At 40.9% G+C, this 13,228-nt stretch carries 11 protein-coding genes and 4 pseudogenes; 5 read left to right on the top strand and 10 right to left on the bottom strand.

The features are described from left to right. From JMV76_RS14255 to JMV76_RS14235, 5 genes and pseudogenes are all read right to left on the bottom strand, one after another. Positions 1 to 573: pseudogene (locus JMV76_RS14255) on the bottom strand (fimbrial protein); the annotation flags it as partial. Beyond that, a pseudogene (locus JMV76_RS14250) lies at positions 563 to 3,111 on the bottom strand (fimbria/pilus outer membrane usher protein). The pseudogenes JMV76_RS14255 and JMV76_RS14250, both read right to left, overlap by 11 nt. 79 nt (positions 3,112 to 3,190) lie before the next feature. Continuing rightward, positions 3,191 to 3,906, bottom strand: a pseudogene (locus JMV76_RS14245) (fimbrial biogenesis chaperone). Positions 3,907 to 4,046: 140 nt separating this feature from the next. Then, positions 4,047 to 4,567: pseudogene (locus JMV76_RS14240) on the bottom strand (fimbrial protein). Positions 4,568 to 5,195: 628 nt separating this feature from the next. Continuing rightward, positions 5,196 to 5,828 carry a recombinase family protein gene (locus tag JMV76_RS14235; RefSeq protein WP_201503141.1) on the bottom strand — a complete coding sequence of 211 codons (633 nt, stop codon included), beginning with the start codon at positions 5,826 to 5,828 and terminating at the stop codon, positions 5,196 to 5,198. Between the two features lie 126 nt (positions 5,829 to 5,954). Between JMV76_RS14235 and JMV76_RS14230 the strand changes: the two genes are divergently transcribed. Together JMV76_RS14230 and JMV76_RS14225 are read left to right on the top strand one after the other, a co-directional pair. Beyond that, the gene (locus JMV76_RS14230) at positions 5,955 to 6,251 is read left to right on the top strand and encodes a hypothetical protein (protein WP_201503140.1); all 297 of its coding nucleotides are present in this window, start codon (positions 5,955 to 5,957) and stop codon (positions 6,249 to 6,251) included. A gap of 16 nt (positions 6,252 to 6,267) precedes the next feature. Then, positions 6,268 to 6,465: a hypothetical protein gene (locus JMV76_RS14225; protein WP_201503139.1), complete on the top strand. Its 198-nt coding sequence runs from the start codon at positions 6,268 to 6,270 to the stop codon at positions 6,463 to 6,465. Positions 6,466 to 6,685: 220 nt separating this feature from the next. Here JMV76_RS14225 and JMV76_RS14970 read toward each other — a convergent pair whose 3' ends face one another. The 3 genes from JMV76_RS14970 to JMV76_RS14210 form a co-directional block, all read right to left on the bottom strand. Continuing rightward, a complete protein-coding gene (locus JMV76_RS14970; protein WP_265090321.1) occupies positions 6,686 to 6,865 on the bottom strand; it encodes a PH domain-containing protein in 180 nt (59 codons plus the stop codon). Positions 6,866 to 7,401: 536 nt separating this feature from the next. After that, a complete protein-coding gene (locus JMV76_RS14215) occupies positions 7,402 to 7,743 on the bottom strand; it encodes a hypothetical protein (protein WP_201503138.1) in 342 nt (113 codons plus the stop codon). An 8-nt stretch (positions 7,744 to 7,751) separates the two neighbouring features. After that, complete coding sequence (locus JMV76_RS14210) at positions 7,752 to 7,919, bottom strand: hypothetical protein (RefSeq protein WP_201503137.1); 168 nt, start codon at positions 7,917 to 7,919, stop codon at positions 7,752 to 7,754. Positions 7,920 to 8,245: 326 nt separating this feature from the next. Here JMV76_RS14210 and JMV76_RS14205 point away from each other — a divergent pair, with 326 nt between their 5' ends. Both JMV76_RS14205 and JMV76_RS14200 read left to right on the top strand, forming a co-directional pair. Then, positions 8,246 to 10,348 carry a MobA/MobL family protein gene (locus JMV76_RS14205; RefSeq protein ID WP_201503136.1) on the top strand — a complete coding sequence of 701 codons (2,103 nt, stop codon included), beginning with the start codon at positions 8,246 to 8,248 and terminating at the stop codon, positions 10,346 to 10,348. 383 nt (positions 10,349 to 10,731) lie between these two features. Next, positions 10,732 to 11,661, top strand: a complete 930-nt coding sequence (locus JMV76_RS14200) for a replication initiation protein (RefSeq protein ID WP_201503135.1) — start codon at positions 10,732 to 10,734, stop codon at positions 11,659 to 11,661. Positions 11,662 to 11,685: 24 nt separating this feature from the next. Here JMV76_RS14200 and JMV76_RS14195 read toward each other — a convergent pair whose 3' ends face one another. Beyond that, entirely contained in the window at positions 11,686 to 12,192 is a 507-nt protein-coding gene (locus tag JMV76_RS14195; protein ID WP_201503134.1) for a plasmid replication DNA-binding protein, read from the bottom strand. Positions 12,193 to 12,412: 220 nt separating this feature from the next. On the opposite strand from JMV76_RS14195, the gene JMV76_RS14190 reads away from it, so the two are divergent. Further along, positions 12,413 to 12,688: an excalibur calcium-binding domain-containing protein gene (locus JMV76_RS14190; protein ID WP_198331067.1), complete on the top strand. Its 276-nt coding sequence runs from the start codon at positions 12,413 to 12,415 to the stop codon at positions 12,686 to 12,688. A 96-nt stretch (positions 12,689 to 12,784) separates the two neighbouring features. Here the strand turns inward: JMV76_RS14190 and JMV76_RS14185 are convergent. Next, positions 12,785 to 13,228 (bottom strand): fimbrial protein (locus tag JMV76_RS14185; RefSeq protein ID WP_201503133.1); only part of this gene is annotated, 444 nt, incomplete at its 5' end.

The following is a 13,228-nucleotide window of genomic DNA, read 5'->3' as shown; positions in this document are numbered from 1 at the left end:
AGAGGTAATCGTAATGGTATCACCAGTTACGGTACTGGTTAGAATGGGACGATTGGAATAACCTTCAAGGTAATAACTACTGTATAGACCTTGCGCTAGGCTGCCTGTACCAGTAGCCTCGCCCGTCTTAACAATTTCAATAACAAAGTACCCTTCACCTAAAGAGTATCTTGTATCCCTATTTAAACTTGAAGAATAAGGGTAATATCCCGAAAAACCATCTCCACCTATCAACTCTCGATACAAGCGAATACCAATACCTGGTACGTTAGTCTTATATATACTAGGCTGCATTGCAAGCCCCTGATTATTCAAGATAACTGCCTGTACTGTGCCCCCACTCCACCAATCGCAAACCATTTGAGAGTTAGGATTAGCAGGTATATTAACGCGCCGAGTGTATAAAACTTTACCCACTGGGTCGTTCGGCTTAGCCGTTACCTTCCCAATAGCCATATTAATATTTACCGTAGTAAAGCCATAGCTTAGACTACACCTTGCCTGTGCTTGGGTTGCACCAAGGCTACAGCCCACAAGTACAGCCGCTGACAAGAAGTAGCTCTTACAATCCATGACATACCCCTTCTAGGGTAATCATTGATTGGGTTTTATCTTTGGCTAAATTGGTTATATCATACGCCATTTGACACTGCTCATTTTGTTCATCACCCCATTTAACGGTGATGGTATCAGATAACTTTGGTGTCCGTAAGTATACCAAGCTTCCTTGAGCAACTATACCAATATGTTCATCATTCGAATCAATGACATCTGCACCAAAAGGCAGAGTATTTCCTCTGTCATCAACAGTGTGGATGTATATCGCCTTACCTAATTTGGTTAAAAAATCTACCTTAGTCACTGAGCCTTCATACGGAGCGACTCGTTGACTTGCACCCTCAAGCTCTACATCATCGGACATGCCTACGGTATCTAATGATACATCGTTAATACGATAAGGAGTATCGTAAGGGATAACTGCATAGCCGGATTTATTAATGGTAAGCTGATCGGTATTATTCACTTTAGCACCTTCAGCACCTGGTGCATAAACCAATACCATGGTTCTTCCCTGATCAGGACCAAATACCACACCGGCTGGGTGTGCTACTACGTTACCTCCAGCAGACAGACCCAGTTGTTGATAGCCATCGGCCACAGAGTAAGTACCTGATAAGGTAGTATAATTACTGCGATACTGAGCATTGGTATTTAAGCTTGGGTTTTCGCCATAGTCAGTAGATAACGTAGCACCATAGCTTGCTCTGTTGCCAAGCGAGCCATTGATACCGACTGTGGAATTGTCTTGAGTGGAGTATGAATTTAGGGTAACCGCACTGCGTTTAATAGATAACGGTAGCGATAAGGTAAGCATATACTGAGTGTCGTCAATAACTTTGCCTGATGTGGCATTTTCTACCACTCGTTTATTGGCAGATAAGCCGTAGCTGACACCTTTGTACGTATTGTCATAACCGAACTGATACTGTTTAGTATCTTCTTGTTTGTCCCAATAATCCACCCAAGCCCCAGTTAAATAGAAGTTACCCCACTCATTAGGTAAGCCTTGGTTTAAGGTTACCTGAAACTCACTGCGCTGTTTACCAATATATAAGGCGCCAAGACCCTCTCTGTCCTGCTCTTGGGCTTTAAAGGCATCTGCCAGACGGTAAAAACCTTGCGTTGAATAACGATATGCGGCCAAAGTTACATTGGTATTGGTTGGGCTAATCAGCTTGCTATAACTGACACGGTAACTTTGTCCGGTTTCTGAGTCCCGGTTTTTAAAATCGGTATCTGAGTGGGTTACGTCCAAAGCCACTGCGCCCAATCGCGTAGCAAAAGCGCTGCCCAGAGCCACTGCTTTGTACTCTTCAGATGCTTGTGCCCCGCCATAGGCAGTAATGAAGTTATTGATACCGCGCTGATACTGACCCTGTACAATAAAAGGGTCTTTATCAATCTCTTTGTTGCGGTAATTACCGGCTACCACCGCATAGCGGCTTAAGCCAGGGCGTAGCATTTGAGCCACCGAAGTATAAGGAAGAGAGAATTTTTGTACTTCCCCATCGGCTTCAATGACAGACACTTCTAGCTGTCCACCAAAGCCTGTGGGGTATAGGTCGTTAATCTCAAAGCTGCCGGCTGATACATTGGTTTGATAGATAAGCTGACCTTGTTGGCGCACCTCTACCTTAGCATTGGTCTTGGCATTGCCTCGAATACGCGGTGCATAGCCACTTAAGCTACTGGGCAGCATACGATCATCACTGGCAAAAGCTCCGCCGCGATAACCGAAAGTATCAAATATATCTCCTTCACTAAAGCTATCGCCTAAAGTAAGCACTCCACGCTGCTTAGGAAAAGCGCGCTGTAAATAGGTATTTACTGCAGTATATTCAGACTTACTGTCCTCACGGTCGGACCAGGCCCACTGTCCATTGTGACGAAGCTGCCAGCTAGCCAAGTTAAGCCCAGCATTGAGTGAGACAAACGCATTCGTATTTTCTTGATTGAGAGCGTTATCAAAGGTTTTGTATGCACTGGCGTTATAAGAGGCAAAACCGGCATTGATTCCCCTATCCCAGATACTAGGATCGACATAACCTCGGGCATTATTTTGCATGGCAATTTGAGGAATAGAGATCTCAAGCTTCAAATTTGACATATCAAAGTTATAAAAGGCAGCATCTACCCACTGCTCAAGCGGTAGACAGTTATTGGTGGAGTCTTTGGCCTTTTCTTTAATCAGCTCAGCTTCGATGCCGTACTCAAGTAGTTGCTTGGGCGTAAAGCAAGTGAATGAGCTTTTGTCATCTGGGGTAGGCTTAAATACCAAGCGTTGTTTGCCAAACCAGTTGCCGTTAACATAAACATCTAAGCTATATTCACCTGGTAAAATAGGGTTGCCATTAGCAAATTTGTTGATGTCAATTTTTTTGGCATCACCAATCAAAAAACCTGCATCAAAATCAGCAGATATCGCTCCGGAGTCCCCATTTTCAGCAGCAGCCACTGTCAAACTTGAAAGACTTAAGGTTACCACTCCAGTAATAGTGAGTAGCTAAGCGTACGTTTTATAGGATTTTTTATTATTTTTGCCTTATCCATGGTTTCAGTCACCCTTTATCGCACACGCATGATTAAAACACGTATGATTATAAATAGTTAAAGGGGTGAAAATAACCCTTTATTCAGCTACCTGCTGTACTCGGCCACCATAATCATTGATTGTGGTAAAGGTCATGCCTTTTAGATTAGGGTTTTTAACATTAATTTTTTGTTCAGAAAATGGAGCTAGCATCATCCCATCAGTTAGTACCTCTACTTTATCTGTTGCAGCACCGACAGGTTTTTGCACAATAGAAGTAATAGTAACGTGATAAGGAGTGGGATTTTTAATGGTCAAGGTATTGCCTTGAACTGACCACTGTAATTGTTTAGGCGCAGACAAGCTATCCCCCTTAAGTCCTGCAGGACGATAAAAGAACTTAAGACGTGAGCGAATCGCCAATTGCAAAAAGTTATCTGAGCCACTATCAGCATCTTTTTTAGTGGGTTTCGGCGGAATATCTAATACATTCAACCAAAACAAGCTTTCTTGAGTTTTGCTAAGCGAATTAACGCCAGGCAAAGCACTAACTCGTAACGATTGGCCTTTACCCGGCTCAACACGAGTGATAGGCGGGGTAATAACAAATGGTGATTTGGATTGATCGGGAGTGATTTTAGCATCGCCTTCATCGATCCAAGCTTGCACTAAGGCTGGGCTTGTGCCTTCATTAGTACCTTAGCGGTTATTTCACGAGCATCAGAAGGGTATATAACACGTGTACCATGGATAACCACATCAGCATTAGCAGCTGTAAAAGGTAGCATTAATGTCAGTAGAGCTGTTCTACACATTTTGCGGCTTAATAATTTGCAATTCAGTAGCATGATGTTGTACCTCTTCTGTAATTTAAAATATAAAAGCTAAGGTAATTGCTTACCTTAGCTCATTTAGTCTTACAACATGGTCAACTTTCTAGTGACTAAAGTAGTGACTATGGGTAAACGATCGTGTATTTAACAGAAGTGGCTACGCTACCGGCTGTAGCTTGAGCTTTAGCATAGTATTCAGCATAGTAGTTTAAAGCGGCTGAGCCACCAGCGGCTACGTTAATTTCTTGAGAGTTAGCTTGAGTGCCTGCTGTTTTGCAAGTACTGGGATAACTTGGTTGTTGTCGCCTAGTAGCTGAACTTGTACGTTTTCAGCAGTACCGGTAGCGTTGTTTAGACGGCCTGAATCATAATCTACAGTAGAGCCTGGCTCAAAGTAAGTAGCCACTTTACCTTCCGAGCAGTTGGTTAAGCTAATAGTAAAAGGGGTACGACCTGCAGTTTGACCTGGCGCTAATGACACAGCAGATACAGTAGGCAGCACTACAGCTAAATCTTTAGACTTGCTATCTACAGTACAAGTTCTGTCTGTGATTTGACCTGTAATGGTGATATTACCATCAGAAGCAAAGGCGCTTGAAATGCTTAGAACGATTGCAGAGGTAGCTAGAAGAATTTTTTTCATAAGGGTTCCATTTAAAAAAAGGTGGCTATGTTGTATCAATAAATACACAAGGCATTTAAACCCTATTAACGGTCGCTCTACAAAACTCATCCTAGTTCCTAGAAAATTTACAAAAGGATAGGCGTTCGGTTATTTATAAATGGTTCTAACATGATAGACCAAATACATTAACTAACTGAGTTTTAAAAAAGAGATATGGTAAAGGGTATTAAAATAATTTTCTATTCGAAAGATTTAATTTAATAAGATGGCCCATAAGTTAGGTTAACTTATGTATGTTGCAAATAGGATATATTAGGTGCAGTATTATACTCTAATGGAAACTAGTAGTCAAATTTCTAAGCTTTTTAGTTACAATAAATAACAATAAAAGTATCATCGTCATAACGGTATTTAATACGCTTGTTTGCTGTCATAGTAAAAACTGAACCGCCCTAATCTACTTGAGTCAGGTAGTAAGCGAGCTTCTATTTATAATAGATTTGACTCCTATCGAGCAATTTATATGTAAGAATTTGATAGTAATGGCTGCCGTCGAGTTGCTTATAGTTGTACACCGAGGGACCCTCTAAAAGGCTCATTAATCCATTAATAGACTACTCATAGTAGACTACTATATTGGAACCACTTAATGACTACTGAGCATCTTCGGTCTTTCCTTGGCCACATCAGCGATCAGATGCCGTGAGCACTTGGTCATACCTTGTATCTCAGAATAGCTATGACCTGATTTGAGTAGACTGGCAATAATCTTACGCTTCTCCATATCTTTCCTGCGTCCTGAATACTTACCTTCTGCCTTAGCACGAGCAATCCCTTGCATCTGACGGTTACGGCGATCCTCATAATCTTTTCGAGCAATGGCTGCGAGCATATCCAGCATCATCGAGTTAATGGCCTGCAATACACTGCTCATAAATTCAGTGCTGCTTTCAGATTGAAGCGCCATATATGAGGTCGGCAGCTCTTTTGATACGATAGAGAGCTTTTTCTCTGATAGCATTCTTTTTAGCGTATCCCAATCAGCTTGGTTCAAACGCGCCAAGCGATCAATCTGCTCAACTAAGATCACATCGCCCTTATGAGCGTCTTCAATCAGCTGCATCAGCTTTGGTCGCGCCAAGATAGCGCCTGATTCGTTTTCGACATAGAAGGCAGCAATTTTGTGGCCATGATCGTTGGCAAATGCTATGAGCTCGCTTTTGGCACGCTTAGCATCTTGTTCTTTGGTAGACGCTCGTAGATACGCTCTGATAAACATAAACACCTAAAATAGTCTGTTATAAGTGGTTCCATTATACCAGTCTGTTTTAAGTGGTCTGTTAATAGGTTTGAAGGGTGAAATAGGTGGTTCCCTTAGGGTATACCCTTTTAAAAGGACAATAGTATGTTAGTTAAGTTGTTTTGGACTGATAGATGGAATAATGGAGATTTATATCCAGAAGGTATAATTTTAGAAAACAGTTCAAATATAAAGGGACTAATTTTTAACCTCTTGAATGATGATGGAGGACTTGGATTGAGCTATCTAGAAAACTGGATGGATGAAGGGCTTAAAGAAATTAAAAAGGTAAAACAAGGAAGCTTGAACTTTTATGACATGTGGGGGCAATCTTGGGGAGCAGATGATTCGAGAGTATTTTGCGATTCATTTTCCAGATTTTTTAACGAGAAAATCGGATAAAGAATTGTTTAAAAGTATGATTGAAAGTTTGGGTGGCGATGTGGGCTTGGGTGAGGAAGAGAGTCCATTTGTAGCCAACGCAAAAGAAAATAATCAAGAGGCGGTTGATCAAAATATAGGACTTGAAAATAATCAGCCTAGGAGTAGTCACCAAACGCAATCTGACTCTATGGCTAATTATGGGGAGCAGAGGTTAGAAAGGATGAAGTATTAATTTATTGGGGTTATGATGATACAGAACTAGAAGAAACAATGAATTTTTCTAGCTTTTATAAAATACTAACTAATTGGATGATTCTTATAAGTAAAACACCATGCTTAGAAACAGAAATGTTGTTTGAATGTTGAAGTGATTTGTGCCGTGTGTTTTATAGTTATTAATTTCATATCGAACACTAGCAGATCGATGCCTGTATAGCGCATCGATCTGTATGCTAACTCTTTATCAGCCCATTATTATCATCGGTTTTTAATGCTGGTACACGTTCTTGTATGGCATGATTGAACCTATCTTTGTCTTTTGGTGATATCACTATGCTACCACCTTCATATCTTATCTCAATCCTATCTAAAGACAGTGCTGGAGCAGATAAAGTACTGCTAGTAGGAGTGATATGGGTAATGTCTTCTAACGAGATACTCTGAATAGAAAAACCGTTTTCACTAACAATGTGTCAGCTGTTAAAGTGTACTTTATATTAAAAAACAGTACCAATAACAGTAACGCAGTTGGTATGGTAAAAAGGCTTATAAATATTATTCTTTTAATAGAACTATTGTTGTACATCCATTCCCATACAGGCACCAAAACGAGTAGTAGCTAGAACCCAATATTAAAAACGCCAACCAAAAATCAATCTTTGATGTAAATATAGTATTTATCATAATTTGTTAGCAGAAAGCCTTTAGTTAATATTTATATTCGAATAGCTCAGTTTGTGTACACCACGAAGTACACTGTCATTATTTTAATAGATATATTTACTAGCGCATATAGTCTACAGCCAAGATTCAAGTCCTCACTAGGGTACCGTTCTTGCTTCTATAACAGACGTTATGACAAATACTTTAAGCAATAAATAAGAAAATTTTTAATGCCTGCTGATACAAGCTTATTTAACGTAGCTTTATGCTCTTCAACAAACATAACCTATTGCCCATGATAGTTTGGATTATTTACACCAGTAGCATAACTATTGTCATCTAGTAGCGAATCCTGCTCCCCATAATTAGCCATAGAGTCAGATTGCGTTTGGTGACTACTCCTAGGCTGATTATTTTCAAGTCCTATATTTTGATCAACCGCCTCTTGATTATTTTCTTTTGCGTTGGCTACAAATGGACTCTCTTCCTCACCCAAGGCCACATCGCCACCCAAACTTTCAATCATACTTTTAAACAATTCTTTATCCGATTTTCTCGTTAAAAAATCTGGAAAATGAATCGCAAAATACTCTCGAATCATCTGCTCGCTCTCACCATCAGTTGCCAATACCTGACCTAAAATGCCCCCATTAGAATCTTCTGCTTGTTCAAGCGTTTATCTAGCTTTACCTGCTGAACCTTAGCTTGGCGTTTTAACTCTTCTAACCGTTGACGCTCTTTTAGCTCATTAGAGTCTTGACTATCAAAAATAGACACAGGCGCTTTATTATTAGATACTGACATTGCATTTACCCTTATCGATTAAATTTTACTCAGCATAGCAAGCACCTCACTATCATTCAATCACTTGTGGTAAGATTAAATTTTGAGTCGCTACTTCGCATCCGAAACCTTAGATAGCTTAGTTTATTATTTAATAGTGGCGTCTCCCTGACTAAGGGTTAATAGTGGCGTCTCCCTGACTAAGGGCGAAGTAACGACTCAAAATTTAATCTATCCACTTCGTTACTATTCTTAATTTTGAATCCTTCTTCGTTGGGGAAACCCCAAACCCCGCACACCACAAAAAGCGGTGGTGTGCAAAAAGCAAAAATAGCAGGTGACTCTTTATGACGATGGTACACATTGCAACAAAGGCGATTTCTCGAAAAGCAGGACAGTCGGCTGTGGCGTGTGCCGCCTATCGTGCTGGCGATGTGCTTGATGATGCCAAATATGGCAAGACCCATGACTATAGTAAAAAGTCTGGGGTGATGAGTAGCGATATTGTTTTACCATTTTCGCTAAAGGCGCTGGGTGTGAGTGTGGATCGAGAGACGCTTTGGAATACTGCCGAAGCGGCAGAGACCCGTTCGGACAGTCGAGTGGCGCGTGAGTGGCTGATTAATTTGCCTCACGAGTTGTCTGAGGAAGAGCGTCATGCACTGGCTATCAACTTTGCTCAAAAGCTTTGTGACGATATGGATGTGATTGCGGATGTGTGTATCCATCGTCCGGTGATGAAGTTGCCTTTTGATCCTAATGTACCGCCAAGCTCTAAGTATTTGCGTGAGGGTGAGGAAAACCCTGATCCGCGTAATTTTCACGCGCATATTTTAGTCACTACTCGAGCGCCTACCATTGGACCAAATAAAACCTTGGCATTTGATCCAAAGCTTAAGACCCCGTTTGAGTGGTCCAATAAAAAACGTAAGGCGCATGATCTGCCGTCATCGATGCAGGAGATTAAGCGTATTCGTGAGATGTGGGTAGATACCGCCAATAAGGTATTGGCCGAATATCATCTACCGCTGATGGATGCGCGCAGTTACAAGGATCAGGGGCTTGATCAGCAGCCCACCATTAAAATGGGAGTAGAGGCGACGGCAATGGAGCGCCGAGGCATCACGACCGAAAAAGGTAATACCAACCGCGCCATCAAAGCACGTAATAACTTGGTGGCTGAGAACCATATCAAACAGGAGGCAGACAATGAGCGACGAATTAGCGCACTTAGAAAAGGACTTGCTTGGGCAACTAATAAAAATGCAAGACTACCTGGCAGCATTGGAGGCACAAAACAGCGAGCTGATTTTGCAAAACAACTCTCTGGAAGCTCAGAACCTCACATTACGTACTGCACAGAACAAAATAATAGAACGGCAATTCGAGTTGACGACACAAAACGATGCGTTGAAGAGGCAAAATCAGGCATTGCTTGGGCAGCTAAACGATGCGAAAACCTACCAAAGCGATGTGATGACACAAAACAAGCAATTGAGGGAATCACTGAAGCTATCGGAAAGTCAGATATTGAAATTAACAAAGCAACTGAGCGAAGTGCAAGACCAGCCCCCAGCCCCTTCGATGACGACGCACGACGAGCAAGAGCTGCTCGACTTGATCGACAAGAAGGACGTATTGATCGAGACACTCGAGCAAACCGTTTTAAAGATGAGAGAATCTTTGAGTATGCTGAACGTATGAAGCTGCACCTAGCGATGCGCTTGATACAACGTCATGGTGAGGCGATGGCTATCAGATGGGAGCAAGGAGAAACCGCGGCTGACGCCCCTGATAAATTTGATCAGCGTCAAGTGGCGCAACTTAGCGAGTTTGCACAGCGCCATGGTATTGAGGACCACGATAAAGCCGTGGAATTTACCGCGCACTTACGCCAAGTGGCCAAACGTTTTGATTACACGCTGGTTGAAAACAACAAAGCCATTATCAAGCTGTTGCGTGATCCTAACGCTGAACGTGAGCAGTATCTAGCGCTTACCAAGCATTTTACAGATTTCAGAGACAATATCGATCAAAAACGAGCGGCATTTAATACCAGCATCATCGACAAGCTAGGCGGTAGCGCAGGAGGGGTTGGCAGAATGACTCGGGACATCATCTCATCGTCTAGCTACATAGAAGGGTTAAACCATTACATCAATAATGATAGTCATTCAGTTGAGGCCAGAGACGTTGCCAAAGAATATTTAGCAGATACCTTGGATAAAACCTGTCAGCAATTCAAACTTGCGTTGCGTGATGTTAACTCTTTACCACCAACCCAGCGTAAAACCTACTCAGAGGCGCTTAAAGCCACTTTAGAGACGTTTAATGAGCAATATGGCAAAGAGCTGTCTGAAAGCCAACACAAAGCGTTACAGGGTGGTTTAGAGTCCTATCATCATCAAGTGAGTAGAACTAATACACCCAGTCGAGGGTTTAGTCCTTAATCTAGTCCTCAAAAAAACGATTACTGAGGGATAAATTGCTGAGGCAAGCTACGTTGTTAAAGTGATGATTTTTCACTTATCCACAAAAAATTTTATCACCCGTTTCTTTAAGGGTTTTTATTTAATCCTGTTTAATCCTGTTTACTCCTGTTTAAGAGACTTTTTTCACCTTTAAAATCAATAGCTTACAAAGAGAAAAAACACAAAATGAGTAGAATAAACACAAAATGAGTAGAATAAACACAAAATGAGTAGAATAAACACAAAATGAGTAGAATAAACACAACAAAAAAATACTGATACTATTTGTAGTTTTATATGCTAAAGTGAATCTTGGTTATTATTGGAAATAACAGTAGATTAAGCAAGGATTCGAAAAAAATATGGAAAACAATCTAGTCGTACAATCCAATGAGCTTGTTCTAGCAGCTTATACCATGACTACTAAAGAAAAGCAGTTATTACTGACTTGTATTAGTCGTATTGACAGTAGACCTGATGCGCCAAATATTACTAAGCAAACCAAGTTTACGGTGACAGTTGAGGAAGTAGCAAAAATATTCTATACCGATAGCACCAAGAAGAATGCTTTTAGAGATTTAGAGCAAGCTAGTAATCGGCTTTTTGATAGGGAGGTACTGATAGCACTGGAGGATAATAAAACGCTTCGTACTCGCTTTGTTAGCGGTGTTCTTTACGACCCCAATGGAGAACAGATAACAATAACATTTGCAGAGGATGTACTGCCTTATTTGACACAGCTAAAAGCTAACTTCACAAAATATAGGCTGATGGAGGTGTCTGAGCTCTCAAGTATTCACTCTATGCGCTTATATGAATTAATTGTTTGTTGGGTAGGTCGGTACCAATATACTAAATCTATGGATTTAGACGATTTTCGCTATGTTATGGGCATTAAAGGTAAGTATAAGCAATTTGGACAGCTTAGAGAGCGTGTGATTGAGACTGCTATAGATGAGGTAAATGAGAGTACAAACTATAAAATTACTGTTGAGTACCATAAAAAAAGTAGAGGCAAAGGTTACGAGGGCCTAACGCTCAAATTCCATCGGAAAACATTAGACAAGCTAACCAGTGCAGACGGCACCCTGTCACAAGCTACCATACAGTCTATCGTTGATAACGTGCAGTTTATGAATGACTATAACAACCATCCAAGCCTAAGTTATGACGGCAAAATGCAGACTGACGCATTTAAGCGCGAAATGATTAATATCATACAACGAGAGCCTGAAAGCTTTAACAAGCCTAATAAGGCTTTAGAGAGCTATTTACCAAAGATTAAACACTAATGTTTTTTCAAATATCCGTTAAAGTCAAAAGAACCACCGTTTTTTCTTCTTAGCCGTCGCGACGATTGAATCGTCTTTTTTTTCTTGCTCTGGTTCAAGTAGCGGCTCATCGCTCATTTCAGCTTGCTTAAACTCTAGCAGTCTTACTTGTGCGAAATCCTGGATACTGGCGTTGGCTTTATCCAGCGTTTTGTTCAGCTGTGCTATCTGCTGCTGATAATTTTCAATTAACTTCTTTTGATCATTTACCTGTTGGCTGAGGTGTTCATTCTTGAGCTTTTCAAGCGCTAATAGGTGTTCAATGTCCGTATTGTACTGAACACTTTGACTGTTCAGAGGTGTACTTTGGACAGTGTTCACTGAACGTTCAGTACGTTTTTTAGAAATTGGCTCACCAAACACGCGCAACATTTCTGAAACGTCTATTTTCTTATCTGCTGTTCTGGAAAGCTCACCGTCATTGACTTTCTGATAGATCGTCGTTCTTGATACACCCCATTCTTTTGCCGCTTTTGTCACCGATATGTTCATTATTCACCTAGTGTTCAAGTACGTTTTTAAGACCTGTACAGTACAACTGTCCAGAACGTTCAGTGAACAACTATGGCATTAACCCGTCTATCAGGCAAATTATAAATAATCTGCTGTGTAAATCTGACGGTTAGTTATATAGCACTCACTTTATTGAACAAATATAGGGTATTATTAATGCTTGAAAGCAGTGTTCTAGATATCAAAAAAAGTAGGTTTTATGAAAAAAGTTATTTTAAGTATGGCGTTATCTCTCTTTGCTTTATCTTCTCAGGCAGCAGTTACAGTCACTAATAATCCATTTTATAGTGATGTTGAGGTAGAGCATCCGTTGTTTGCTAAAAGTGCTGGCGGCTCTCAATGCAAAGGCTTACCGCGCACTTGTGGGCAGATGGTTAGCTGTGAACAAGCCAAACAAGCACTCAAATGTGGAAATACCAAGCTAGACCGTGATAAGGACGGCGTACCATGCGAATCAATATGTCCAGGTGGTTAATTGCAGTAGCGTCTATCGTTATGATTGGGTGCAGCTCAGGCAATACAGAAAATGATCTGTATGGTTCAGGCTACTTTTGAAGATAAGCCATCAAATCTAATCATAATCAATAGTCACTGTGGCTATCGACCTCACCTCACCTGCAGTTACCACACGATCGGTTTGGTAATAACGGGCTACCATTGGCAGTGTATAGCTTATGGTTTGACTGGCATTAAGTGTACCAAGGCTTAGCGGCTCGCCCTTGGCAATAACTTTATCAGCTTTATTATATTTAGATACCAGTTGCGTACCCACCCCTTTTGCTTGTGTATTAGTAGGAGCAATATTTTTTAGAACACTATTGTTGTTATTAGCAGCTTCATAGTCAAAGCTGACACTAATTTTATCAGGTGTCTGAATGTTTTTACCCCCATTACACAAGATATTGATATCAAAGGCCTGCTCGCCTTGGGTAGAACCCACACCTTTAAAGTCTGTATTCTTCATTGTGGGTAACTGAACCACTTTATTGGCATTACTTTTTATCTCACAAGAAGA

The sequence above is a fragment of the Psychrobacter cibarius genome (assembly GCF_904845955.1).
Lineage (GTDB): Bacteria > Pseudomonadota > Gammaproteobacteria > Pseudomonadales > Moraxellaceae > Psychrobacter > Psychrobacter cibarius_B.
The sequence above is the reverse complement of the archived record's forward strand: the minus strand, read 5'-3'. Positions and strand labels throughout refer to the sequence as shown.

Bases quoted from the DNA above. Each gene is read 5' to 3' on its own strand.
- JMV76_RS14235 (WP_201503141.1), bottom strand. From the start codon at position 5,828: ATGTTTATCAGAGCGTATCTACGAGCGTCTACCAAAGAACAAGATGCT.
- JMV76_RS14230 (WP_201503140.1), top strand. From the start codon at position 5,955: ATGTTAGTTAAGTTGTTTTGGACTGATAGATGGAATAATGGAGATTTA.
- JMV76_RS14225 (WP_201503139.1), top strand. From the start codon at position 6,268: ATGATTGAAAGTTTGGGTGGCGATGTGGGCTTGGGTGAGGAAGAGAGT.
- JMV76_RS14210 (WP_201503137.1), bottom strand. From the start codon at position 7,919: ATGTCAGTATCTAATAATAAAGCGCCTGTGTCTATTTTTGATAGTCAA.
- JMV76_RS14205 (WP_201503136.1), top strand. From the start codon at position 8,246: ATGACGATGGTACACATTGCAACAAAGGCGATTTCTCGAAAAGCAGGA.
- JMV76_RS14200 (WP_201503135.1), top strand. From the start codon at position 10,732: ATGGAAAACAATCTAGTCGTACAATCCAATGAGCTTGTTCTAGCAGCT.
- JMV76_RS14195 (WP_201503134.1), bottom strand. From the start codon at position 12,192: ATGAACATATCGGTGACAAAAGCGGCAAAAGAATGGGGTGTATCAAGA.
- JMV76_RS14190 (WP_198331067.1), top strand. From the start codon at position 12,413: ATGAAAAAAGTTATTTTAAGTATGGCGTTATCTCTCTTTGCTTTATCT.